Origin of the sequence: Arsenicicoccus sp. oral taxon 190 (assembly GCF_001189535.1) — a bacterium.
In the GTDB taxonomy this organism is placed as follows: Bacteria; Actinomycetota; Actinomycetes; order Actinomycetales; family Dermatophilaceae; genus Arsenicicoccus.
The window spans coordinates 1,157,687-1,181,505 of record NZ_CP012070.1; the positions used below are offsets into that span (position 1 = coordinate 1,157,687).

Annotated in this window: 21 protein-coding genes; 14 read left to right on the forward strand and 7 right to left on the reverse strand. The window is 71.2% G+C overall.

What is annotated here, in order from left to right; genetic code table 11:
* Nucleotides 1-8 precede the first annotated feature (8 nt).
* Both ADJ73_RS05455 and ADJ73_RS05460 read left to right on the forward strand, forming a co-directional pair.
* On the forward strand, nucleotides 9-2,816 hold the full coding sequence (locus ADJ73_RS05455; protein WP_082176760.1) for a sugar-binding protein: 2,808 nt from the start codon (nucleotides 9-11) through the stop codon (nucleotides 2,814-2,816).
* Nucleotides 2,817-3,078: 262 nt separating this feature from the next.
* Entirely contained in the window at nucleotides 3,079-3,966 is an 888-nt protein-coding gene (locus ADJ73_RS05460; protein WP_050347416.1) for an alpha/beta fold hydrolase, read from the forward strand.
* Nucleotides 3,967-3,982: 16 nt separating this feature from the next.
* On the opposite strand, the gene ADJ73_RS05465 is transcribed toward ADJ73_RS05460, so the two are convergent.
* On the reverse strand, nucleotides 3,983-4,564 hold the full coding sequence (locus ADJ73_RS05465) for a CGNR zinc finger domain-containing protein (protein WP_050347417.1): 582 nt from the start codon (nucleotides 4,562-4,564) through the stop codon (nucleotides 3,983-3,985).
* A 68-nt stretch (nucleotides 4,565-4,632) separates the two neighbouring features.
* On the opposite strand from ADJ73_RS05465, the gene ADJ73_RS05470 reads away from it, so the two are divergent.
* Nucleotides 4,633-5,280 carry a LysE family translocator gene (locus ADJ73_RS05470; protein WP_253272673.1) on the forward strand — a complete coding sequence of 216 codons (648 nt, stop codon included), beginning with the start codon at nucleotides 4,633-4,635 and terminating at the stop codon, nucleotides 5,278-5,280.
* Nucleotides 5,281-5,695: 415 nt separating this feature from the next.
* Here ADJ73_RS05470 and ADJ73_RS05475 read toward each other — a convergent pair whose 3' ends face one another.
* From ADJ73_RS05475 to ADJ73_RS05485, 3 genes are all read right to left on the reverse strand, one after another.
* Nucleotides 5,696-6,667: an alpha/beta fold hydrolase gene (locus ADJ73_RS05475; RefSeq protein ID WP_050347418.1), complete on the reverse strand. Its 972-nt coding sequence runs from the start codon at nucleotides 6,665-6,667 to the stop codon at nucleotides 5,696-5,698.
* Nucleotides 6,664-7,935: an ATP-binding protein gene (locus ADJ73_RS05480; protein ID WP_050347419.1), complete on the reverse strand. Its 1,272-nt coding sequence runs from the start codon at nucleotides 7,933-7,935 to the stop codon at nucleotides 6,664-6,666. The genes ADJ73_RS05475 and ADJ73_RS05480 overlap by 4 nt, the downstream gene beginning before the upstream one ends.
* 96 nt (nucleotides 7,936-8,031) lie before the next feature.
* The gene (locus ADJ73_RS05485) at nucleotides 8,032-8,772 is read right to left on the reverse strand and encodes a GntR family transcriptional regulator (protein WP_050347420.1); all 741 of its coding nucleotides are present in this window, start codon (nucleotides 8,770-8,772) and stop codon (nucleotides 8,032-8,034) included.
* 144 nt (nucleotides 8,773-8,916) lie between these two features.
* Here ADJ73_RS05485 and iolC point away from each other — a divergent pair, with 144 nt between their 5' ends.
* The 4 genes from iolC to ADJ73_RS05505 all read left to right on the forward strand — a co-directional run bounded on the left by iolC (nucleotide 8,917) and on the right by ADJ73_RS05505 (nucleotide 13,381).
* A complete protein-coding gene (iolC, locus tag ADJ73_RS05490; protein ID WP_050347421.1) occupies nucleotides 8,917-9,897 on the forward strand; it encodes a 5-dehydro-2-deoxygluconokinase in 981 nt (326 codons plus the stop codon).
* Nucleotides 9,897-10,853 (forward strand): class I fructose-bisphosphate aldolase, encoded by a 957-nt coding sequence (locus ADJ73_RS05495; protein WP_050347422.1) that lies wholly within the window; start codon nucleotides 9,897-9,899, stop codon nucleotides 10,851-10,853. The genes iolC and ADJ73_RS05495 overlap by 1 nt, the downstream gene beginning before the upstream one ends.
* Complete coding sequence (iolB, locus tag ADJ73_RS05500) at nucleotides 10,850-11,761, forward strand: 5-deoxy-glucuronate isomerase (RefSeq protein WP_050347423.1); 912 nt, start codon at nucleotides 10,850-10,852, stop codon at nucleotides 11,759-11,761. Before ADJ73_RS05495 ends, iolB begins: the two co-directional genes overlap by 4 nt.
* Before the next feature lie 120 nt (nucleotides 11,762-11,881).
* Entirely contained in the window at nucleotides 11,882-13,381 is a 1,500-nt protein-coding gene (locus ADJ73_RS05505; protein WP_050347424.1) for a CoA-acylating methylmalonate-semialdehyde dehydrogenase, read from the forward strand.
* A gap of 312 nt (nucleotides 13,382-13,693) precedes the next feature.
* Here the strand turns inward: ADJ73_RS05505 and ADJ73_RS05510 are convergent, their stop codons facing one another.
* The gene (locus ADJ73_RS05510) at nucleotides 13,694-14,563 is read right to left on the reverse strand and encodes a TIM barrel protein (protein ID WP_050347425.1); all 870 of its coding nucleotides are present in this window, start codon (nucleotides 14,561-14,563) and stop codon (nucleotides 13,694-13,696) included.
* Nucleotides 14,564-14,942: 379 nt separating this feature from the next.
* On the opposite strand from ADJ73_RS05510, the gene ADJ73_RS05515 reads away from it, so the two are divergent.
* From ADJ73_RS05515 to ADJ73_RS05530, 4 genes are all read left to right on the forward strand, one after another.
* A complete protein-coding gene (locus ADJ73_RS05515) occupies nucleotides 14,943-15,893 on the forward strand; it encodes a TIM barrel protein (protein WP_050347426.1) in 951 nt (316 codons plus the stop codon).
* Between the two features lie 20 nt (nucleotides 15,894-15,913).
* Entirely contained in the window at nucleotides 15,914-16,918 is a 1,005-nt protein-coding gene (locus ADJ73_RS05520; protein ID WP_050347427.1) for a Gfo/Idh/MocA family protein, read from the forward strand.
* Between the two features lie 130 nt (nucleotides 16,919-17,048).
* Nucleotides 17,049-17,915, forward strand: a complete 867-nt coding sequence (locus ADJ73_RS05525; protein ID WP_050347428.1) for a sugar phosphate isomerase/epimerase family protein — start codon at nucleotides 17,049-17,051, stop codon at nucleotides 17,913-17,915.
* Complete coding sequence (locus ADJ73_RS05530) at nucleotides 17,912-19,105, forward strand: Gfo/Idh/MocA family protein (protein WP_050347429.1); 1,194 nt, start codon at nucleotides 17,912-17,914, stop codon at nucleotides 19,103-19,105. Before ADJ73_RS05525 ends, ADJ73_RS05530 begins: the two co-directional genes overlap by 4 nt.
* A 57-nt stretch (nucleotides 19,106-19,162) precedes the next feature.
* Here the strand turns inward: ADJ73_RS05530 and ADJ73_RS05535 are convergent, their stop codons facing one another.
* Nucleotides 19,163-19,384: a hypothetical protein gene (locus ADJ73_RS05535; protein WP_050347430.1), complete on the reverse strand. Its 222-nt coding sequence runs from the start codon at nucleotides 19,382-19,384 to the stop codon at nucleotides 19,163-19,165.
* A gap of 436 nt (nucleotides 19,385-19,820) precedes the next feature.
* Here ADJ73_RS05535 and ADJ73_RS05540 point away from each other — a divergent pair, with 436 nt between their 5' ends.
* From ADJ73_RS05540 to ADJ73_RS05550, 3 genes are read left to right on the forward strand one after another with little or no spacing between them, the layout of a single operon-like run.
* Nucleotides 19,821-20,816 (forward strand): sugar ABC transporter substrate-binding protein, encoded by a 996-nt coding sequence (locus ADJ73_RS05540; RefSeq protein WP_050347431.1) that lies wholly within the window; start codon nucleotides 19,821-19,823, stop codon nucleotides 20,814-20,816.
* Nucleotides 20,813-21,883 (forward strand): ABC transporter permease, encoded by a 1,071-nt coding sequence (locus tag ADJ73_RS05545; protein WP_050347432.1) that lies wholly within the window; start codon nucleotides 20,813-20,815, stop codon nucleotides 21,881-21,883. Before ADJ73_RS05540 ends, ADJ73_RS05545 begins: the two co-directional genes overlap by 4 nt.
* A complete protein-coding gene (locus ADJ73_RS05550) occupies nucleotides 21,880-22,770 on the forward strand; it encodes an ATP-binding cassette domain-containing protein (RefSeq protein ID WP_050347433.1) in 891 nt (296 codons plus the stop codon). The genes ADJ73_RS05545 and ADJ73_RS05550 overlap by 4 nt, the downstream gene beginning before the upstream one ends.
* 153 nt (nucleotides 22,771-22,923) lie before the next feature.
* On the opposite strand, the gene ADJ73_RS05555 is transcribed toward ADJ73_RS05550, so the two are convergent.
* Nucleotides 22,924-23,742 (reverse strand): TIM barrel protein, encoded by an 819-nt coding sequence (locus ADJ73_RS05555; protein ID WP_050347434.1) that lies wholly within the window; start codon nucleotides 23,740-23,742, stop codon nucleotides 22,924-22,926.
* Nucleotides 23,743-23,819: the final 77 nt, after the last annotated feature.

Sequence of the window (23,819 nt, forward strand, 5' to 3'; positions counted from 1 at the left end):
AGCACGGCATGGCACCAACCCCGCGCGGTCGTCAAGGACGACGCACCGCACGCACCACGCTGGCCGCCGTCACGGTGGCCCTCACGGCCGGCACCACGGCCATCGGATCCGCGATCGCCGCCCCGGCAGGCGACGGCCACGGAGATCGCACCGGGACGCTGTCCGCCTTCGCCCGCGGCCCCCAGACCCGGGACACCTCGATCGGCACACCCGTCGACCTGGGCCTGCTGTATGTCGGCGCCCACCCCGACGACGAGGCCGGCACCCTGTCCACCCTCGGCCTGTGGCGCCAGCGGTACGGCGTCAAGGCCGGCGTCATCACCATCACCCGCGGCGAGGGTGGCGGCAACGCGGTCGGGCCCGAGGAGGGGCCGGCCCTCGGGCTGCTGCGGGAGGCCGAGGAGCGGCGGGCCGTCGGCAAGGCCGGGATCAGCAACATCTACAACCTGGACAAGGTCGACTTCTACTACACCGTCTCCGAGCCGCTCACCCGCAAGGTGTGGGGCCACGACGACACCCTGGCCCGGGCGGTCCGGGTGATCCGGCAGACCCGCCCCGAGGTGCTCATGACCATGGACCCGGCCCCGTCGCCGGGCAACCACGGCAACCATCAGGAGGCCGCCCGGATCGCGGTCGAGGCCTTCTACGCGGCCGGTGACCCGGGCCGCTTCCCGGACCAGGTGACCAAGGAGGGCCTCAAGCCGTGGGCCCCCTCGCGGCTGCTGACCCGCTCCTACTCCGGCACCTCCTCCACCGGCCCGACCTGCGGCAGCACCCTGGCACCCAAGGACCCGACGCGCGACGTCTACGGCGTGTGGGGCGGGGAGCGGGCGCCTGACGGGCGCACCTGGGCCGCGGTGGAGCGGTCCGCCCAGCGGGAGTACGTCACCCAGGGCTGGGCCGGGTTCCCCGACGTCCCCAGCGACCCCGCCAAGATCGGCTGCGACACCATGACCCAGATCGCGTCGCGGGTGCCGATCCCCGAGCCCGGGTCGGCGGCCGCGACCGCGGCCGACGGCGCCATCGCCGGCGCCCTCACCCGCCCGAGCGGGGCGCTCCCCCTCGGGACCGGGGCCACCATCACCACCGCCCAGGCCGACGTCCAGCCCGGCGGCCGGGTCGCCGGCACGCTGACGGTGACCGCCCCGGCCAGGCAGGCCCTCACCGGGCTGACGGCCCAGCCGGTGCTGCCCGCCGGGTGGACCGTGCAGGCCGGCGCCGTGCCGGCCACCGTCCGCGCCGGCGCGACCGTGCGGATCCCCTTCACCCTGTCCGCGCCCGCGGCCGCCGCGACCGGTGCTCGCGCCCGGATCGCGCTGCGGCTCAAGGCGGCCCAGGGGAGCGGGTATGTCGACCAGTCGGTCCTCGTGGCCCCGGCCGTCACCGCGCACCAGCAGTGGCTGCCGCAGGTGGAGCAGTTCGAGGCGTGGACCCGTGAGGTCGGCGTGCCCCAGCTCAGCGGCACCGTTGCCCCGGTGCTCACGCTGGCGAGCGGCGGGCGACGCGGCATACGGGTCGACCTGACCAACAACACCCAGGCGAGCCAGAGCGGGCAGGTGACCCTGACGCCGCCGGCGGGCTTCACCGTCGAACCCGCCTCACGCCCCTACACGCTCGCCGCGGGCGCGACGGGTTCGGTCGAGTTCACCGTGACCAACACCGACGCGTCGCTGAAGACCGGCGCTCCCGGCGGGGACTACGCCTACACGTTGACGACGACCAGCTCGACGGGCACCTCGACCGGGCAGCAGGCGCTCGAGCTCGTGCCACAGGCCACGGCCCCACAGGCCAAGCCCACCCTCGACGGTGTCATCGCGCCCGGCGAGTATCCCGGTGCGGCACTGGACGTCTCGCGCCGCTGGGAGGGTGACGAGTGCACCTCCGCCGCGGACTGCTCCGCCCAGGCGTGGGTGAGCTGGGACGCCGACACGCTCTACGTCGCCGTCAAGGTCACCGACGACGTCAAGGGCACGGCGCTCGCGACCAACGACTGCAAGCGCCACTGGCGGACCGACTCCCTCGAGATCGCCGTCGACCCGCGCGGCACCTCGGAGAACACGTCGACGACCTTCAAGGCCGCGATCCTCCCCTTCACCGCGGAGGGCCCGGCGTGCGGGCTGCGCGACGCCGACAACCACCAGGGCCCGGCGGCGTCCACCGCGCCCGGGATGAGGTGGGCGGTCAAGGTCAACGAGCCGTACACCGGGTACACCGCCGAGGTGGCGATCCCGATGAGCGAGCTGCCGGCGGCCGTGGACCCGAACCACATGGGGCTCAACATCCTTCCCTACGACTCGGACACGCAGGACAAGACCGGGCAGACCCGCATCGGCTGGTCCGTGTGGGGCGGCGTGCAGGGTGACCCCTACCGCTGGGGCCAGGTCCGGCTCGACGGCTACACCCCGCCGGCCGGTCGCTCCACCACCCCGACCGAGCCGGTCATCCCGCTCGAGGCGCTGTCCTCCCTGGACTCCCCGCAGTCCGTGGCCCAGGCCGTGGTCGACAACGTCGCCCTCGCGGGCGGCCCGTCCGCGACGCTGCGCACCGGGGGCTGGGTGGAGTCGGTGCGCCCGGCGTATGGCGAAGCCGTGGTCACCATCCGCGCCGCTGCGGCGGGCGTGGCCCACGTCTCGCTGATGGACGCCTCGGGCGTGCTCGGCAAGCGGACCGTCGAGGTGCCCGGACGCGGCAAGGTCGCGGTGCGGGTGCCGGTCACGCGACCGGCGGTCGGCACGCCGACGGCGCTCGTGGGCTGGGACGGCCCGGGCGACTCGACCCTGTCGTCCTCCGTCACCCCGTCGCGTCCGCGTCGGTAATCCCTGGTGCTGCAGGGGCGCTCACCGCATGGTGGGCGCCCCTGAGGGCCACCACCTCACCCCCGCCACCGCCGCCCCATCTTTGGGGAGCTTCGGTGTCGCCATAGCGTCACCATCCTTCCCCGGTGTCGGGGTCGCCTCAGCGGCTGCGCTGCCCCGGGACCGGTGACAAAAGGTCGCGTGATCGCGATCCCCAGAAGCGGTGCCTCGCGGGTCCTGGCGAGGCCCCCCGCACGACCCCATCCGCGGCTAGCGTGAGCTCGTGACCTTCTTCGGCGGCTTCGACGAGTGGGACCTGTCCCTGGAGACGGGGGTGACGCTTCACGGACGCTCGGGAGGTGAGGGTCCGGCGGTGGTGCTGCTGCACGGTCATCCTCGGGCGCACACCACGTGGTACCAGGTCGCTCCCCGTCTGGCGGATGCCGGCTACACGGTGATCTGCCCGGACGTGCGGGGCTACGGACGCTCCAGCAAGCCCACCCCGGACGCGGCGCACAAGCTCTACTGCGCCGAGGCGAAGGCCGGCGACACGGTGGCGCTTGCCGAGGCCCTCGGTCATGACCGATTCGCCGTGATCGGCCACGATCGAGGCATGGGAGTGGCCTACACGTGTGCCCTCGACCACCCCGAAAGAGTCACGGCGCTGGGGGTTCTCGACGCCGTGCCGCGCCTCGAAGCGGACGAGCGGGTCAACACCCGCTTCGCCACCGAGTGGTGGCACTGGTTCTTCTACACCGGCTCCCCGCACGCCGAACGGGTCATCACCGCCGATCCCGACGCGTGGTACGAGCTCGACGCCGACAAGCGGGCCGCGATGGGGCCGGAGAACTTCGACTACGTGGCCGCGGCGATCCGGCGCCCCGACACCATCCGCGCCATGCTCGAGGACTATCGAGCAGGCCTGAGCGCCGACCTGGACCACGACCGCGCGGCGCGCACCGAAGGCCGCACGATCCCGTGCCCGACCCTGGTCGGCTGGTCCATCCGCGACGACCTGGAACAGCTCTACGGGGACCCGGCCGCGTTGTGGAGGGACTGGGTGGCTGGGCCGATCACGACCGCACGCATCGACAGCGGGCACCACATGGCAGAGGAGAACCCGAGCCAGGTCGTAGCCGCTCTCGTCGGCTTCCTGGAGCACAGTCTCTGACGGACGGCCGCGGGGTTCAGGCGCCCGATCGAGGTGGTCGGGTTGCGGCGCGATGGCGGGCCTTCTTGCTCCGGTTGCCGCAGATGTTCATGTCGCACCAGCGGCGGGTGTGGCTCTGGCTGTTGTCAACGAACATCTCTTGGCAGGTTGGTGAAGCGCACAGCGCGAGCCGGTCGCGGTTGGCTGGCGCCAGGAGGACGAGCGCGTCGGCCGCCACGACCGCCAGCGCGTCATCGACACAGCCAGCCCCGGAGTCGCCCAGGCGCCAGCGGAGCTGTTCATGGGGGCTGAGCTGGGGACAGGCGCGTCCCCCACGTGCGGCCTCGTTGATGGTCCGCAGGGCGGATGCAGGCAGGGGTTCACCGGTTGCGGCGGCGGTGCCGGCGAGGTGGATCGCTTCGCGCAGCCGGTAAGCCGACGCGAGCTCGGCGTCGGAACAGTGCTCCACCGCAAGGTCGTTCACGGCCAACCAGTCCAGCAGTCGGCCGGGGGTGGGGATCCACTCGACCGTGTCGCCGTGCCGTTCGGTCAGGGTGCCGGTGAAGACCGTGGCCAAGACGTCACCGGTGCGGAACTTTGGGGTCTCGGCGCTGCCCATGGGGACCACCTTAGGCACCCACGTGCCTCTACGATTGGAACCACCTAAGCCGGTTCCAACCCTGCGTCGTGGAGATCGAGGTGGCCATGCTCGACATGTCGGTCCTTCCCGCTTTCATCGGCGTGGTCCTCGTGTTCCTCGCACCTCCGGGTCCGGACATGACCTATATGCTCGCCGTTGGTCTGCAGGGCGGCCGCACGGCTGCGGTGAGAGCGATCCTGGGAATCGGCTCCGGGATGAGCGTGTACGCGGCGGCTGTCGCCCTGGGCCTCGGGGCGGTCGCAGCGACGTACCCCGCAGCGCTGGATGCCGTGAAGCTGGCGGGGGCCGCCTACCTGCTCTGGCTGGCCATCATCACGGCCAGAGCCGCGCGGACAGCGGCCGGTGAGCCGCTGGTGGTGTCGCAACGGTGGTTCCTGCGCGGGGCGATGGTGAGTCTGACCAACCCCAAGCTCATCTTGTTCTTCCTGGCCGTCCTGCCCCGCTTCGCCGGCCAGGCTCAGAGCACGACAGCGCAGATGGCGATGCTTGGCGCGGTGAACGTCGCGACCGAGGTAGTCCTCTACGGGGCGGTAGGCGTCGGAGCCAGCGCCTTCCGAGACCGCTTCCTGTCCCATGCGGGAGCCCAGAGGGCCCTCGAATATCTTGCGGCGGCCGTCTACCTCGTCCTGGCGCTCCTCATCGTGATCGACAGCGCCAAGGGCCATGTCCCCTGACCGCCCGGACACGTCGCTGGACGGTGGTGCACCCCCGTGCCGGCTGAGGTGGGTCCAGCACTTTGCAGGCTGCGGGGGCTGCGCGTGCCCATGGCCGGACAAGCACCAGGAGCCGTGAGCGGCGGTCTTGCGGGGGCACGGGGCGTCTGACCCGGGTCAACGCTCGTGGACGGGGATGTCGAAGGCGTACTGGTCGGCGCGGTGAAGGATCCTGATCGAGCGACGTATCGCGCGGGAAAGGACAGCGCGCAACCTGGCCCTCGGGGCGTTGGCCTGTGTCGTGCTGTTCGTCGTGGCCGGGGACTACCACGGGTATGCCGCACTGCTCGGCCTGCCTCTTGGCCTGGTCCCCGCCTGGTGGCCGAGGTGCAGGCTGGCCTGACGGCGGTGCGTGCGGCCGCGAGCGGGGGCTGGCTCAGGTGGTGTGGCGGTCGACGAGGGCGTCGTTGGCGGCGCGCCAGTGCTCGACCATCGACGCGCCCCCGTGACCGTCGCCCTCGTCGATGATCAGTCGCGACCCAGGCCAGGCGGTGTGCAGTCGCCAGGCGGTGACCGCCGGGCTGGAGATGTCTCGACGGCCGTGGATCAGCGCGGCGGGGATCCCCGCCAGCCGGTCGCACCGCTCGAGCAGAGGTGGGTCGTGGAAGCCGTCGTGGGACCAGTAGTGGGTGGTCAGGCGCAGGAAGGCCACCCGGAACGCGTCGTCGTCCCAGCGAGGGTCGCGGTGGAAGCCGCCAGCACCGATCGAGACGTGGGTGTCCTCCCACAGCGCCCACTCCCGCGACGCGGCGTCGCGCACGCGCGGGTCGGGCGACTCCATCAGTCGCGCATAGGCCTCCACCAGGCGCCCGCGGCCCCGGGTGTAGCCGACGCCCGCGTCCTCGGCGTGAGCGGCGAAACGGTCCCACGCCTCCGGGTAGATCGCGCCGACGCCCTCGGTGATCCAGTCCACCTCGGCCCGGCTCGTCGTGGTCACCGCGACCAGCACCACGCCCAGGACCCGCTCGGGGTGGGTGACGGCATACGACAAGGCCAGGGTCGAGCCCCAGGAGACGCCGTTGAGGACCCAGCCCTCGACGCCCAGGTGGGACCGCACGGCCTCCATGTCGGCGACCAGGTGCGCCGTGTCATTGCTGTCGAGGGACACCGCGGGGTCGCTCGCGTGCGGCACGGAGCGACCGCAGCCACGCTGCTCGACGCCGATCACCCGGGTGCGCTGCAGGTCGAAGCGGTGCCGGTAGGCGCTGCTGCCCAGCGTCCCGCCAGGACCGCCGTGCACATAGAGGGCGGGGACGCCGCGCGGGTCGCCCCACTCCTCCCAGTAGACCTGCTGCCCGCCACCCACGTCGAGCAGGCCACGACGGCGAGGCTCTGCCGGCGAGCTCATGGCCCCAGCAGCGCCAGCGGGATGACGCCGATCCCGTCGCTGCGGCGATAGGCGTCCGGCCCGGTGGTCAGCACGGCCGCGTCCAGCATGCGATCGCCGAGCTTGCTGCGCAGCCAGCGCAGATGGCGGGTGTCGTCGTCGTCGACCGCCGTAGTGGTCTTGACCCTCAGGGCCACCACCTTGCCGCTGCTCGTGACCACGACGATGTCAACCTCGTGGTCACCGTTGGCGGTGCGCAGGTGCGCGGTGTCGGCCTCCGCGGCTTGGGCGAAGACGCGGACGCTCAAAGTGGCCAGGGACTCGACCAAGGTCCCGAGCATGATCGCCCCGCGACGGCCGACGACCTCACCCTCGCCATCCAGCAGGGCGTCGGCGTCCAGGCCGAGCAGGCGGGCGGCCAAGGCGGGGTCGGCGAGGTGGTGCTTGGGGGACTGCTGCAGGCGGGTGAGGTGGTTGGTGCTGGGGGTCCAGGCGGGGAGGGGGTCCAGGAGCCACAGCCGCATGAGCGTCTCGCGGTAGGCGAGCGTGGTGGTGCGAGCCGGGCGGCTGCCTTCGCCGGCGGCGGCCGCGTCGGAGATCGCCTCCAGCCTCGCGGTCGTGGAGGACGCGGCGGCGTAGGCGCGCAGCCACGCCTGCAGCCCGGTGGGGCGACGCAGGGGGTGCCCCAGCTCCGGGAAGTCGTGCTCAGCGACCGTCGCCAGGTAGGAGTCGAGCTGGAAGCGTCGCGCCCGATCGCCGAGCGTGCGGATCGCGGGGAATCCCGAGGAGGTGACGTGGTGGGCGTAGTCCGCGAGCGTGAGGCCGGTCGATCCCTCGAGGGGTGGGCGCCGCCCACTCAGCAGAGCGCTCAGGCTGACGGTCGGGTGGGTGGCTCCGCGCTCGGGGAGTGTCATGGGCCGCATGCGCAGGCGGCCGATGCGTCCGACCCCGGAGTGCAGCGACGCCTCGGCCGACGGCGTCGCGGAGCCGGTGAGCAGGAACTGGCCGCCGCGCGAGTCGTCGTCGACGGCGCGACGCACGACGTCCCACACCGGTGGAACGCGTTGCCACTCATCGATCAGCAGTGGGCGATCGCGACGCAGCAGCATGGTCGGGTCGGCCTCGATGGTCGTCCTCAGACCCTGCTCGTCGAGCTGCAGCTGTGCACGGGCGCGCTCGCGGGCCGTCGTGGTCTTGCCGACTGCTTTTGGACCGTCGATGGCGATCGCCGCCACATGGGGGAAGAGTGCGTCGAGCTCCTCGTCGATGACGCGGCGGGTGTAGGCCATAGCGCTACGCTACAACCAGCATCATTCCTACGCTACAACCAGCATGGCTTCTAGGCTACGTGCAACAGCGCATGCCAGCGTGGTGCAGCCCGCAGCTCAGCGCTCGTGGACGGTGATGTCGAAGGCGTACTGGTCGGCGCGGTAGCAGTGGTCACCGAACTCGATGGCAACCCCGTCAGCGGCATACGCCTTGCGGGTCATGGTCAGCAGCGGGTCGGACTTGGAGACCTCGAGGAGCTTGCGCTCGCGCCCGCCCGGGGAGCGGGCCCCGATGGTCTGCTGGGCGACGACCATCTTGGCGCCGCGCTCGCGCAGCAGCTCGTAGAGCGAGTGCTCCGTCAGCTCGGCCTCGCTGATGTCGGCGTAGCGCGGCGGCAGCCAGTTGTGCAGCACCGCGAGGGGCTGGTCCCCGACGAGGCGGAGGCGCTCGATGGAGAGCATGGGAGTGTCCGCGCTCAGGCCGAGCGCCTCGGCGGCGCGCTCGGAGTAGGACTCCGGCTCGAAGCTCAACACCTGCGTGACCGGGGTGCGACCCGAGCGGGCGAGGTCCTCGTAGAGCGAGGTGAGCTCGTCACGGCGGTGGATGACCTCGTTGGCGACGGTGGTCCCGATGCCGCGGCGGCGCACCAGCAGGCCCCGGGCGACCATCTCGGCGATGGCGCGGCGGACCGTGGGACGGGACAGGTCGAGGCGCTCCGCGAGGGACAGCTCGTTCTCGAACGGGTCGCCCGGCTTGAGCGCCCCGCCCTCGATGGCGGCCGTGAGCTGTTGCGCCAGCTGGTGGTAGAGAGGCACGGGGCTGGCGCGGTCGATGATCACGGGGAGCTGCACGGTCACGCTACGTGAGCGTAATAGCAATATGTCAAAGTGTCACGAGCTCACTAAAGTCCGTTTGTCCTAACAAACCTTGACAGTATGGCGAGCGCTGCGGCAGGCTGGGAACCGCTCCCACCGCCGTGATCGCCCCACCGAAGGGATGACATGACCGACGCACCGCCCCCCGCGACGCCGAGCCCCCTCGACGTGCTGACGATCGGACGGGTCGGCATCGACATCTACCCCCACCAGATCGGGGTGGGCCTCGAGGACGTCGAGACCTTCGGGAAGTTCCTCGGCGGCAGCGCCACCAACGTCGCCGTGGCTGCGGCCCGGCACGGCCACGCCACCGCGGTGATCACCCGCACCGGCGACGACCCCTTCGGCCGGTTCGTGCACCGGGAGCTGGCCCGCCTCGGCGTCGACGACCGCTTCGTGTCCCCCGTGCCGGGCCTGCCCACGCCGGTGACCTTCTGCGAGATGTTCCCGCCCGACGACTTCCCGCTCTACTTCTACCGCTACCCGCAGGCGCCCGACCTCGTGATGGCAGCCGACGAGATGCCGCTGCAGGCCATCGCCGACGCCCGCATCTTCTGGGCCACCGTCACCGGGCTCTCGCACGAGGTGAGCCGCGCGGCGCACCACGGGGCCTGGGAGGCGCGCGCCCGGCATACGCACACGATCCTGGACCTGGACTATCGCCCGATGTTCTGGCCCGACGAGGCCACCGCCACGCGGGAGGTCGAGGCCGTCCTGGACCGCTGCACCGTCGCCGTCGGCAACCGCGAGGAGTGCCGGGTCGCCGTCGGGGAGGAGGACCCCGAGCGCGCCGCCGACGCCCTGCTCGAGCGCGGGATCGAGCTCGCCGTGGTCAAGCAGGGGCCCAAGGGCGTGCTCGCCAAGACCCGCGACGAGCGCGTCGAGGTGCCGCCGATCCTCATGGACGTGGTCAACGGGCTGGGGGCGGGGGACGCCTTCGGCGGGGCCTTCTGCCACGGGTTGCTGGAGGGCTGGGACCTGGAGCGCATCGTACGGTTCGCCAACGCCGCGGGCGCCCTCGTCGTGGGGCGGCTCGAGTGCTCCACCGCCATGCCCACGCCCGACGAGGTCGAGCAGCTGCTCGCCGAGCGCGCAGGAGCCCGGTGATGGACCGCGTCGGCGTCGACGTCCGCGCCCTCACCACGACCCGGCTGCGCGAGCCCGAGCGCATCGACCGGCTCTGGGCCGCCCGCCGGCGCCGCCCCCTCGTCGGGGACGACGGCCGGCTGCTCCTGGTCGCCTGCGACCACCCGGCCCGCGGCTCCCTCGGGGTCCGCGACGACCGTATGGCGATGGCCAGCCGCTCCGACACGCTCGCGCGTCTCGCCACGGCCCTGTCCCGCCCCGGCGTCGACGGCGTGCTCGGCACCCCCGACATCCTGGAGGACCTGCTGCTGCTCGGCCTGCTCGACGACAAGGTCGTCGTCGGCTCGATGAATCGCGGTGGCCTGCAGGGCGCGTCGTTCGAGCTCGACGACCGGTTCACGGCGTATGCCGCCTCGGACCTCGCCCGACGGGGGCTCGACGGGGGCAAGATGCTGACCCGCATCGCGCTGTCCGAGGAGGGCACGGTGGCCACCCTGGAGGCCAGCGCCCGTGCCGTGACCGAGCTCGCCGACGCCGGGCTGATGGCGATGGTCGAGCCGTTCTGGTCCTCGCGGGACGCCGACGGGCGGGTCGTCAACCACCTCGACCCCGACTCCGTGATCCGGTCCGTCCACGTCGCCGCAGGGCTCGGCGCCACGAGCGCCCGCACCTGGCTCAAGCTGCCGGTCGTCGACGACATGGCCCGCGTCTTGGACGCCTCGACGATGCCCGCGCTGCTCCTCGGCGGGGACCCCACCGGCGACCCCGAGGACACCTACGCCACCTGGGCCGACGCCCTGACCTGCCCCAACGCCGCCGGGCTCGTGGTCGGTCGGGCGCTGCTCTACCCACCCGACGGCGACGTCGCCGCGGCCGTCGACATCGCCGCGCGGCTCGTCCACGGCGACCACGCGGGCAACCCCGCCCACGGCAACCCCGCCCACCGCAGCCACGCACCCTCTGGAGGAGCACGATGAGCGACTGGTTCAAGCCCTGGCAGACGACCGGGGACGACGACTACGCGGTGCGGATCCGGCCCGGGGACCCCGGCTGGGCGCACACCGGCCTGCTGGTGGCCGACCTCGCGCCGGGCGAGTCCCGGGAGATCGCCACCGGGGAGCACGAGTTCGTCGTGGTGCCGCTGGCCTGCGAAGCGGCGGTCGTCGAGACGGGCGGTGCGGCATACGAGCTGGAGGGGCGACCCTCGGTCTTCGCCGGCCCGGCCGACTGTCTCTATGTCGGGCGCGACGCGACCTTCACCGTCACCGCGCCGCGGGGTGGGCGGATCGCGCTGTGCCACGCGACCGCTCGCAGCGCGTTCCCCGTGAAACATCTGCGCAAGGCCGAGATCCCCGTCGAGCTGCGGGGGGCCGGGCAGGCGAGCCGGCAGGTGCAGAACTTCGGGACGCCGGACGTGCTGGACGCCGACTCGATCATCGCCTGCGAGGTCATCACGCCTGCCGGCAACTGGTCGTCCTACCCGCCGCACAAGCACGACGAGGAGCGGTCGGGGGAGGAGACGGCGCTGGAGGAGATCTACTACTTCGAGATCCAGGTGGAGCAGGGCGGCGGGCCGGGTGGAGACAGCGGCGGGCCGGGTCGTGACGACGTCGCGCCGGACCCGATCGGCTACCAGCGCGTCTACGGCACCGACAAGCGGCCGATCGACGTGCTCGCCGAGGTGCGCTCCGGCGACGTGGTGCTCGTGCCGCACGGCTGGCACGGGCCGGCGATGGCGCCGACCGGCTACGACATGTACTACCTCAACGTGATGGCCGGCCCGGGCGAGCAGCGGGCGTGGCTGATCTGCGACGACCCCGCGCACGCCTGGGTGCGCGGCACCTGGGACGCCCAGCCCGTCGACCCCCGCCTCCCCTTCTCCTGACCTACCGCCGGTAGCGCGATCGACCGGCCTTCCTTCACCAGGCTGATCTCGCTACCCCCGGCGGGTCTGTGCCCCGCACCCAGCTTCCCGTCATACGGCATCGAGCAAAGGACCACTCCCATGACCACGCGCATCACCCACCTGATCGGCCACTCCCCGTGGGAAGGCACGGCCGAGCGCACCTCCGAGGTCTACAACCCCGCCACCGGCGAGGTCACCGGCACCCTCGACCTCGCCGGCACGGCCCTCGTCGACGAGGTCGTCACGGGCGCCGCCGAGGCCGCCAAGGCATGGGGCCAGACCTCCATCGCCAAGCGCACTCGCGTGCTCTTCGCCTTCCGCGAGCTGCTCGAGGCGCGCAAGGGCGAGATCGCCAAGGCCATCGTCGCCGAGCACGGCAAGACCTACCCCGACGCCGTCGGCGAGATCAACCGCGGTCTCGAGGTCGTCGAGTTCGCCTGCGGCATCGGCCACATCACCAAGGGCGGGTTCTCCGAGAACGTCTCCACCAGCATCGACGCCTACTCGATCCTGCAGCCGCTCGGCGTCGTGGGCGTCATCAGCCCGTTCAACTTCCCGGCGATGGTGCCGCTGTGGTTCGTGCCCGTGGCGATCGCCTGCGGCAACGCCGTCGTCATCAAGCCGTCGGAGAAGGACCCCACCGCGGTCAACCTGATCGCCGACCTGTGGCGCGAGGCCGGCCTGCCCGACCACGTCATGAACGTCGTCCACGGCGACAAGGAGGCCGTCGACGCGCTGCTCGACAACCCGCAGGTCAAGTCCATCTCGTTCGTGGGGTCCACGCCGATCGCGCGCTACGTCTACGAGCGTGCCGTCGCGGCCGGCAAGCGCGTCCAGGCCCTCGGCGGCGCCAAGAACCACATGCTCGTGCTGCCCGACGCGGACCTCGACCTCGCGGCGGACGCCGCCGTCAACGCGGGCTTCGGCGCGGCCGGCGAGCGGTGCATGGCGATCTCCGCCCTCCTCGTCGTCGACTCCGTCGCGGACGAGCTCATCGCCAAGATCACGGAGCGGATGGCGCAGCTCACGACGGGTGAGGGCAACGGCGAGGGCGTCGACATGGGGCCGCTCGTGACCAAGGCGCACCTGGACAAGGTCCGCGGCTATGTCGACGCCGGCGTGTCCGAGGGGGCCTCACTCGTGGTGGACGGGCGCTCCGGCGACTGGGTCGGCGGGTCCAAGGACGGCTTCTTCCTGCTGCCGACCCTCTTCGACAAGGTCACGCCGTCGATGTCGATCTATCGGGACGAGATCTTCGGGCCCGTGCTGTCGGTCGTGCGGGTCGCGTCGTACGACGAAGGCCTGCAGCTCATCAACGACAACCCGTTCGGCAACGGCACGACGATCTTAACCAACGACGGCGGCGCCGCGCGGCGCTTCCAGAACGAGGTGCAGGTCGGCATGGTCGGCATCAACGTGCCGATCCCGACGCCGATGGCCTACTACTCGTTCGGCGGGTGGAAGGGGTCGCTCTTCGGCGACACGCACGCGCACGGGATGGAGGGCGTGCACTTCTTCACCAAGACCAAGGCGGTGACGGCGCGCTGGCTCGACCCGTCGCACGGCGGCCTCAACCTCGGCTTCCCCCAGAACGACTGACCCACCAGGTCGCCCGCCCCTGAGCGGGTGCCACGAGAGTGGTCGCACATCCCACGCCAGGACGACCCTGACGTCGGATCTGCGACCGCTCTGCGGTGGCGGGACCGGCGGGACGTGACCCGGGGGCGAGCGCCATACGGCCTCTGGCCTGGGATCGGCGGTGCCCACCCACGTGCTCCATTGGTCACCAATCATTCGTTGGATCGTTCACATAGACCCCTCAGAGGTCATTGGTGACCAATGGCGCCAGGGTGGGGCCGTATGCCGCCCCGCCCGACGCCGCGACCACCGCCGTGGCCGCGCGAGGTGCGGTCAGGCGAGGAGCTTCTCGACGTACTCCCGGTTGATGCGGGCCGCGTCCTTGGGGTGCCGGTGCGTGGTGTCCTGCTCGAGGACGATCCACCCGTCGTAGTCGTGCTCGCGCAGCCACCGCACGACCCCCGCGATGTCGACGAGGCCGTCGCCCAGCTCGGGGAAGATGATGCCCCGCAGCGCGTCGCCGAAGCTCCACCGCTCGGCCTGGGCCCGGCGCAGCACCTCGGGGTCGACGTCCTTGAGGTGGACGTGCGCCACCCGGTCGCCATAGGTGGGCAGGAAGTCCAGGGCGTCGCCGCCGCCGTACTTGAGGTGGCCCACGTCGAGGCACCAGCCGACCTTGGCGGGATCCGTCTCGTCGAGGAAGCGGCGCGTCTCGGCGGCCGTCTCGACATAGGTGCCGACGTGGTTGTGCAGGACGACGCGCATGCCCATGGGCTCGAGCAGGTCGGCGAGGTGGGCGAGGCCGTCGGCCAGGTTGCGCCACTGCTCGTCCGTCAGGCCGCGGGCCTCGTCGACGTGGCCGGCCTCGGCGTCGCGGCGCTCGTCCCCGAGCTCTGCCGCCACCAGGATCGAGCCGCCGGCGGCCCTGACCCGCTCGGCCACGGCCAGGGCGGCGGCGTCGGCCTCGTCCCAGCGCTCGCGGTCGCGGTACCCCAGCCGCACGAACGCCCCGACCATCTCCAGCCCCCGTCGTGACATCTCCGAGCGCACGACGGCGGGGTCGTCCGGCATACCGGGGCCCCACTCGGTCGCGACGTAGCCCGCCTCGACCATCTCGTCCATCATCCGGCCCGGGGCGGTATAAGGGCGGAAGTCCGGGATGTCCCCGTTGTTCCAGTTGCAGGGGGCGGTGGCGATCCTCATCGATGCGCTCCTTGGTCGGTCAGGTCGGTCAGGTCGGTCAGGTCGGGCAGGTCGGTCAGGTCGGTCGGTCGGGTCGGGCAGCCCGTAGGCAACTTTGCTCTGACATTCTGACATCAGGTCGTCCGCGCGTCGACGCCGCCCCCGTGGTTGCCGAGGCGGGCGCGGACCCGATCAGCCGGGGTTGGTCAGATCAGCCGGCCTTGGTTCCATCAGCCTGGGGAAGGAAGGCCGGTCGATCGTCCTACCGGCGGTAGGTCTTTGATCTATTGACAGGACATTTGGGCCGCTACTAGCGTGAGAGCCGCCACGGCAGCAGCAGCGACCTGCCGTCCCCGTCACCGCCGACACCCGGGTGGGCAGCCCCCGGAGAGGACAGCTCATGGCCGACCACACCTCCCGCACCGACAGGTCCCGCAACACCGAGGACCCGAGGTACGCCGCGCTCACCATCGGCGTCTGCCCCGACCAGTGGGGCGTGTGGTTCCCGCAGGACCCGCAGCAGATCCCCTGGCAGCAGGCGCTCGACGAGATGGCCGAGGCCGGCTTCTCCGTGATGGAGACGGGTCCGTTCGGCTACTTCCCGACCGACCCCGCCCGCCTCGCCGACGAGATGGCGCAGCGCGGCTTCCGCGTCGTCGCCGGCACGGGCTGGGGGATCCTGCACAAGGCCGAGGCCTGGGCCGACACCGAGCGCACCTTCCGCGCGATCGGGGAGACCCACGCCGCCGTGGGCGCGGAGTATGTCGTCCACCTGCCCCCGATGTACCGCGACGAGAAGACCGGCGACCTCACCGACGAGCGCACCCTCACCGGGGAGGCCTGGGACCTCTACATCGCCAACGCCAACAAGCTCGGCCGGCTGATGAAGGAGGACTACGGCCTCAAGATGGTCCTGCACCCGCACGGCGACTCCCACATCGAGACGCCGCAGGACATCGACCGCATCTTCTCCGCGACCGACCCCGACTACGTCGGCTTCTGCCTGGACACCGGGCACGTCGTCTACGGCCAGGGTGACTGCGTCGACCTCATCCAGCGTTACCCGGAGCGCATCGACTACGTCCACATCAAAGCGATGGACCCCGAGCTGGTCCGGCAGGCGCACGAGGACGACTGGCCCTTCGTCGCGGCCGTCCACAAGGGCGTCTCGGTGGCCCCGCCGGCGGGGGAGCCCCACATGCCCACCCTGATCGACGCGCTCGCGGGCCTCGACAAGGAGCTCTACGTCATCTGCGAGCAGGACATGTACGGCTGCGACCCGTCCTACCCGCTCCCCAACGCCATCCGCACCCGCGAGTACCTCGCCTCCTGCGGTCTCGGTCTGAAGTAGTCGAAGGGACAACGAATCTCATGACGCTGCGCATCGGCATGATCGGCCCCGGCGGGATGGGGCAGGCCCACATCGACCGCATCCGCTCCGTGATCGCGGGCGGGGAGGTCGTCGCCGTCTCCGACATCGCGGCGGACAACGTCGCGACCGTCGCGGGCAAGTATGGCGTGAAGGGTCACCACTCAAGCCAGGAGCTGATCGACGACCCCGACGTGGACGCGGTGATGATCTGCTCCCACGGCCCGGCCCACGAGGCCGACGTCGTCGCGTGCGTCGAGGCGGGCAAGCGGGTCTTCTGCGAGAAGCCGCTCACCCCCGACGCCGCGGGCTCGCGCGCCATCATGGCGGCTGAGGAGCGGGCCGGCAGGAAGCTCGTCACCGTCGGCTTCATGCGCCGCTTCGACGAGTCCTACCGCCAGATGAAGGCCGTCCTCGACTCGGGCGAGATCGGCGAGGCGCTGATGGTGCACTGCGCGCACCGCAACCCGACGGTGCCGCCGCACTACACCTGGGACATGGCCATCAACGACACCGCGATCCACGAGATCGACACGATGCGGTGGCTGCTCGGGGAGGAGTTCGTGTCGGCGCGGGTGGACCGGCCCAGGAAGACCTCCCTGCGGTTCGAGCACCTGCAGGACCCGCTGGTGCTGATCCTGGAGACCGAGTCGGGGGTCCGCGTCGACGACGAGGTCTTCGTCAACTGCCAGTACGGCTACGACATCCGCTGCGAGCTCGTCGCCGAGCGGGGCGTCGTGTCGCTCGGTGACCAGGAGAAGATCCTGCGCCGCGACACCGGCCGGGCCCACCACGCGATCGTGCAGGACCACAACGAGCGGTTCCGGGGGGCCTTCGTCACCGAGGTGCAGGAGTGGATCACCGCGGCGAGCGAGGACCGCCACACGGGTTCGTCGGCGTGGGACGGCTATGCTGCCGCGTGTGTCTGCGACGCTGGTGTCAAGGCACTGACCGAGGACGGCGTCGTCGCTGTCGAGATGATCGACAAGCCGGCGCTCTACGCCTGACCAGGCCACCCTCGGCATACGACCCGAGGCCCTCGACCCGAGCCTGCGGCAGGCGATCCCCCCACCTGCCGCAGGCTCGATCCATCTGAGCCACCCCCAGTCCGTGCCCCAGCGTCCCCGGAGAGATGACATGGTCAAGATCCTGCTGGACCCGTCGATGTACCACCCGCACCTGACCGTCGCCGAGGAGTGCCGCAAGGCCGCGGACCTCGGCTACGAGTTCCTCGAGCTGTCGCCGCGCGCGGACTTCCACGAGTGGCACCACTACCCCAAGGTGGACGACGCCGAGATCGCCAAGGTCAGGCGGGCCATGGCCGAGACCGGCGTCAAGATCTGGACCTTCAACCCCGTCTACAACTGGTCGGCGCCGGACGAGCAGGACCGCCAGCACGCCGTGCGCGGCCTGCGCCGGCTGCTCGAGATCGCCGACGACCTCGAGGTCCCGATGATCGCGACCGAGCTGTCCGGCGACCCCAACCAGCCGGTGCGCAGCGAGGCCCAGCTCTACAAGAGCATCGAGGAGCTGATCCCCGACTTCGAGCGGCACGGCGTGGAGTGCACGATCGAGGCGCACCCCTACGACTTCGTCGAGACCAACGACCGCGCCGTCCAGATCGTCCGCGGCGTCAACAAGCCGTGGTTCAACTACGAGTTCTGCTGCCCCCACATGTTCCACCTGTCGCAGGGGGCGGGGGACGCGCGGGCGATGATGACGTATGCCGGGGAGCGGCTGCGGCACGTCCACGTCGCCGACGTCTACAACCACCTGGCCAACGTCGGCAACCGCTACATCGTCAACCCGCCCGGCGTGGACGCCCGCATCCACCAGCACAACGAGATCGGCCAGGGCGAGGTGCCGTGGGACGAGGTCTTCGGCTACCTGCGCGAGACGAGCTATGACGGGCCGGTGTCGGTCTGCGTCTTCGGCTGGGAGGAGCGCGCCGACGAGATCCACGTCGCGATGCGCGAGCGGCTCGAGCGGGAGCTGGGCGCGTGACCGGCTACCGCGAGCTGGGCGTCGGCGTCATCAGCTTCGGGTGGATGGGGCGGCTGCACACGCGCGCCTACGCCTCGCTGCCGGAGCGCTATCCCGAGCTGCGGGTGCGGCCCCGGCTGGTCGCGGTGGCCGACCCCGTCGCCGGGGCCCGCGAGGCCGCGGTCGAGCAGTTCGGCTTCGCCGCGGCGTATCCCGACTACCGCGACCTGCTCGCCGACCCCGCCGTCGAGGCGGTGTCGATCTGCGCCCCCAACTTCCTGCACCACGAGATCGCGCTGGCGGCCGTGGCCGCGGGCAAGCCCTTCTGGATCGAGAAGCCGATGGGCGTCTCGGCCGGGGAGTCTGGCGAGATCGCTTGCGCCGCAGCGGAGGCCGGGCTCGTCACCGGCGTGGGCTTCAACTACCGCCAGGCGCCCGGCGTGCAGTTCGCGCGGCAGCTGATCCGCGACGGGCGGCTCGGGCGGGTCACCAACGTGCGGGTCTGGCTCATCGCGGACTACGCCAGCGACCCCGACGGGCCGCTGACCTGGCGCTACGACAAGGCCACCGCCGGGCCGGGCGTCGTCGGCGACCTGCTGTCGCACGGCATCGACCTCGCGCAGTTCCTCGTGGGGCGCGTGGCCGAGGTCGCCGCCCTCACCGACACCTTCATCACCGACCGCCCGCTCCCGCTCGAGCAGGGCGTCGGGCACGCCAAGGTGCGCGTCTCCGACGAGCGCGGCCCGGTGGGCAACGAGGACTACGTCGGCGTGCTCGCGCGATTCGACTCGGGCGTGGTCGGCACCCTCGAGGCGTCCCGGGTGGCCCGCGGTCCTCGGGCGGAGTACGTCGTGGAGGTCTACGGCACAGCGGGATCCGTGCGGTGGAACTTCGAGGACATGTCCAAGGTGCAGGTCCTGCTCGGCGACGGCGGGGACGTGCACGGCTACACCACCGTCATGGCCGGGCCGCAGCACGGCGACTACGCCCGCTTCCAGCCCGGCCCGGGCCAGAACCTCTCCTTCGACGACCTCAAGGTCGTGGAGGGCCGGGACTTCGTCGCGTCGGTGCTGACCGGTGAGCAGGTCGCCCCGTCCGCGGCGGACGCCTGGTCGGCGGCCGAGGTGGACGAGGCGGTGGTGCGGGCGGCGGCGAGCCGCGCGTGGGAGTCGGTGCCGCAGGTCAGCGGGCGGACGACATACGACGCCTGATGCCGTGAGCCCCCTCTCCCCGGTCGGGAGAGGGGGCTCACGCGCGGGAGCGGCCGCTCAGATGCGGCTGAGCTCGCGGGCGTTCCAGGTCAGGAAGAGCGCGACGGTCGCGGTGAGCGGCAGCAGCGCGCTGAGGAGGACGGGCGCGGACGCCAGCACAGCCCCGACGACCGTCAGGACGACGGCCAGCGAGGCCAGCAGGGCGGCCTGCACGGCGAGGGCGGCGTGGGTCGTCTGCGCCTGCGGGGTGCGGGCGTCTTCGACGAGGGTGTGGGACAACGTTCCTTCTCTCTGCCGCGGGGAGCCGCAGAGCCCGGATGGCCGCGTCCCGCACGGCCATCGTGGTGAGCGCCAGGACTTTGTCCTGACATGACCAGTGTAGCGACGCCGGCCAGGGTTTTCAAAAGTATGACGAAATCCTCTCGGCCGCAGCGGGATGGTCTCGATTGCGTCAGGACGTGCAAATGTCAAGACAAACTCTTGACGTGAGGCAGGGGACCCGCCAAGGTGGTCCCAGCCGGGTGGACCTCGGCCTCCAGGCGCAGAGCAGCGGCTGGACCGGACTCCCCGACCCGAGCCCGTCGGAGGCGAGCAGGGTCGCACGGCCGACGCGCCCGAGCTGTCGGCCCACCTCGCAGGACAAACACGTAGTTTGTCATCAACACATCACGACCGGAGAGCACCGTCGCTGCTCCGCCCCACGAGAGGCACCTCCATGAACCGCACCCACAAGACCACCGTCGCCCTGGCCCTGGCCACCACGACCGCTCTGTCGATGGCGGCGTGCAGCTCCTCCGGCGGCAAGCAGACCGACTCCGGCGCGGCCTCCGGCGGCAACGCCGGCACCCCCACGATGAAGATCGCGATGATCACCCACCAGGCCCCCGGCGACACGTTCTGGGACATCATCCGCAAGGGCGCCGAGGCCGCCGCGAAGAAGGACAACGTCCAGCTGGAGTACACCAACGACCCCGACGCCACCAAGCAGGCCCAGCTCGTGCAGGCGGCCATCGACAAGAAGGTCGACGGCATCGCCGTCACCAGCCCCAACACCGGCGCGCTCGGACCCGTCATCAAGAAGGCCGTCGCGGCCGGCATCCCCGTCACGATGTTCAACGCCGGGGGGACCGACGCGATGGAGCTCGGCGCCATCGGCTACTTCGGCCAGGGCGAGACGGACGCGGGCGTCGCGGTCGGCGAGCGCATCGCCAAGGCCGGCGGCAAGCGTGTGGTGTGCGTGATCCAGGAGCAGGGGCAGCAGCAGCTCGAGGACCGCTGCGACGGCGTCAAGAAGGGCGCTGCCGGGGTCACCGTCGACCGGATGTACGTCAACGGCCGCGACGACTCCGCCGTCACCACGACCATCCAGGCCAAGCTGACCCAGGACAAGAGCATCGACTGGGTCGTCACCCTCGGCGCGCCCTTCGCCCTCGACGCGGTCAAGTCGATCTCAGGCGCCGGCAGCTCGGCCAAGCTGGGCACCTTCGACACGAGCAAGGAGCTCGTCAACGCGGTCAAGGACGGCAAGGTCGACTGGGCCATCGACCAGCAGCCCTACCTCCAGGGCTACCTCGCCGTGGACGCGCTGTGGTTCTACAAGACCAACGGCAACACCCTCGGTGGTGGCAAGAACGTCGCGACCGGCCCCGCGTTCATCGACAAGACGAACGTCGAGAACGTCGCGAAGTTCGCCGCGAACGGCACCCGATGAGCACCGCCACCGACCTCGAGCCGGGGCGGCCGTCGTCACCGGCGCCCGCAGCCGCGGACGACCGGGTCCGCACCAAGTCCCCGGTGGCCCTGCTCCTCGGTATGCCGGCCGTCGGCGCCCTCATCGGGGCGGTCGCGCTCGCCGCGCTCTTCCTCGCAGTAGCACCGGCCTTCCGCAACGTCGCCAACATCGGCACGATCCTCTACGCCGCATCGACCATCGGCGTCATGGCGGTCTTCGTGGCGCTGCTGATGATCGGCGGGGAGTTCGACCTGTCCACGGGTGTCGCGGTGACCTTCTCGGGTCTGGCCGCGGCGCACCTCGCGTGGTACCTCGGGCTCAACGTCTGGGTCGGCGTGCTGCTCGCCCTCGTCCTGTCCCTGGCCGTCGGCGCGTTCAACGGCTGGCTGCTGCACGTCACCGGCCTGCCGAGCTTCCTCGTGACGCTCGGCACCTTCTTCGTGCTCCAGGGCATCAACCTGGCCGTCACCCGTATCGTGACCGGGGGCGTGTCGTCCAACTCGATCAGCGACATGGACGGGTGGGCGAGCGCCCAGAAGGTCTTTGCCTCGGGATTCTCCATCGGGCCCGTCCGCATCGAGTCGATGGTCGTCTACTGGATCGTCCTCACGGCGATCCTCGCCTACCTGCTTCTGCGGACCCGCGTCGGCAACTGGATCTTTGCCGTGGGCGGGGACGCGGCGGCCGCCCGCGCCGTCGGTGTCCCCGTCACCGCCACCAAGATCGGCCTGTTCATGGGCACCGGCTTCGCCGCCTGGCTGGTCGGCATGCACATCCTGTTCAACTACAACAACGTGCAGTCCGGCCAGGGCGTCGGCAACGAGTTCATCTACATCATCGCCGCGGTGATCGGCGGCTGCCTGCTCACCGGCGGCTACGGCTCGGTGCTCGGCGCCTCGATCGGGGCCCTGATCTACGGCATGACCAACCTCGGCATCAACTACGCCGGCTGGGACGTCGACTGGCTCAAGACCTTCCTCGGCGTCATGCTCCTTGGCGCGACCCTGGTCAACATGTACGTCAAGAGAAGGGCGGACGCGGCATGAGCGCGACCAAGACCGTCGCCACGCACGAGGGCGGGCCGACGACCGCCATCCTGCAGATGCGTGACTGCGGCAAGAGCTATGGCAACGTCCACGCCCTGCGCGGCGTCTCGCTGTCCGTCCGTCAGGGCGAGGTCACCTGCGTCCTCGGCGACAACGGCGCCGGCAAGTCCACGCTCATCAAGATCATGGCGGGGCTGCACGACTACAACGCCGGCGAGATGTACGTCAACGGCGAGGAGCGGCACTTCTCCTCGCCGCGCGAGTCCCTCGGCAGCGGCATCGCCACCGTCTACCAGGACCTCGCGCTCGCCCCGCTGATGTCGGTGTGGCGCAACTTCTTCCTCGGCAACGAGGTCAAGAAGGGGCCCTTCGGGATGGACATCGCCACCATGAAGCGGGTCTGCGGCGAGGAGCTCACCAAGATGGGGATCGTCATCCCCGACCTGGACCGCCCCATCGGCAGCCTCTCCGGCGGTCAGAAGCAGTGCATCGCGATCGCCCGCGCGATCTACTTCGGCGCCAAGGTGATCATCCTCGACGAGCCCACCGCGGCGCTCGGCGTCAAGCAGTCCGGCGTGGTGCTGAAGTACATCATGAAGGCGCGGGACGCCGGCCTCGGCGTCGTCTTCATCACCCACAACCCGCACCACGCTTACCTCGTCGGCAACCACTTCGTCATCCTCAAGCTCGGGCGCGTGGTCCTGGACGCCCACCGTGACGAGGTCTCGCTGGACGAGCTGACCGAGGAGATGGCGGGCGGCAAGGAGCTCGCCGACCTGTCGCACGAGCTGCGCGCCGCCGATCCCGGCAAGGTCGTCGACCCCAGCACCGTCGAGCACGGCTCGATCGACGCGCCCACCGTGGACCTCCCCAAGGTCCGCGACTAGGGCTCCCAGACAGCCCGCCTCGTCCCGTCCGTCCCCTCGTCGAGAGGCGACAAGTGGGGGTTATCCGAGCCGGATAACCCCCATTCGTCGCCTCTCGACGAGCTTGGGCGGGTGGGCCGGGTGGGCTCGAGGCGGGTGGGGGCGGGGGTCGGGTCAGAGGGTGAAGGCGTCCCGGAAGCGCTCGAGCGCCACCTCGCTGTCGCCGGACGCCCACCCCTCGAGGGCCACCACCCCGGCATACCCCATCTCGGCGAGGGCCCGGGCGATGCCGGGATAGCTGATCTCGCCCGTCCCCGGCTCGCACCGGCCGGGCACGTCGGCGACCTGGATCTCGCCGACGAGGGGCAGGGCCCGGCGGCACAGCTCGATGAGGTTCCCCTCGCCGATCTGGGCGTGGTAGAGGTCGAGGTTCATGCGCAGCGCGGGCGACCCGACGGACTCCAGCAGCGTGATCACGTCCGCCGCCCGCGCGAACGGCACGCCGGGGTGGTCGACGTCCAGGTTGAGGTTCTCGAGCTGGAAGGTCACGCCCTCGCGCTCGCCGAGGGCGGCCACACGACGCAGCGTCCGCTCGGCGGCGAGCCAGTCGCGGGGGGTCACCACGCTCTGCGGGCGGTTCGGCATACCGCCGTCTCCGAGGCCCGTGCCGTGCAGGTTGAGGTGCGGGTCGCCGAGGCGATGGGCGACGGCGACGGACTCCCGGGCGGTGCGCAGCAGCTCGTCCGCGCCCGCGGGGTCGATCAGCTCGCCCCGCGTGTAGCCCGTCATCGAGGTGAAGCGCGCACCCGTCGCCGCCAGCGCGTCGACGTCCCGCGGCGTCCAGTCCCACAGCTCGACGGCGAACCCCAGCGCGTGCAGCCGCCGCACGCGGTCGAGGTGGGGCAGATCGAGCAGCTGCATCTCGGAGCACACCGCGAGGTCGAACCCCGGGTGCTGCGAGACCTGCTCGGACGGTCCGGCGGTGAGGGTCATGCGGACTCCTTCGTCGTGCAACGGTTCGGGGTAAATGTAAGGACAATCTATTGACAGTGTCTACACCGGCCTCTTGA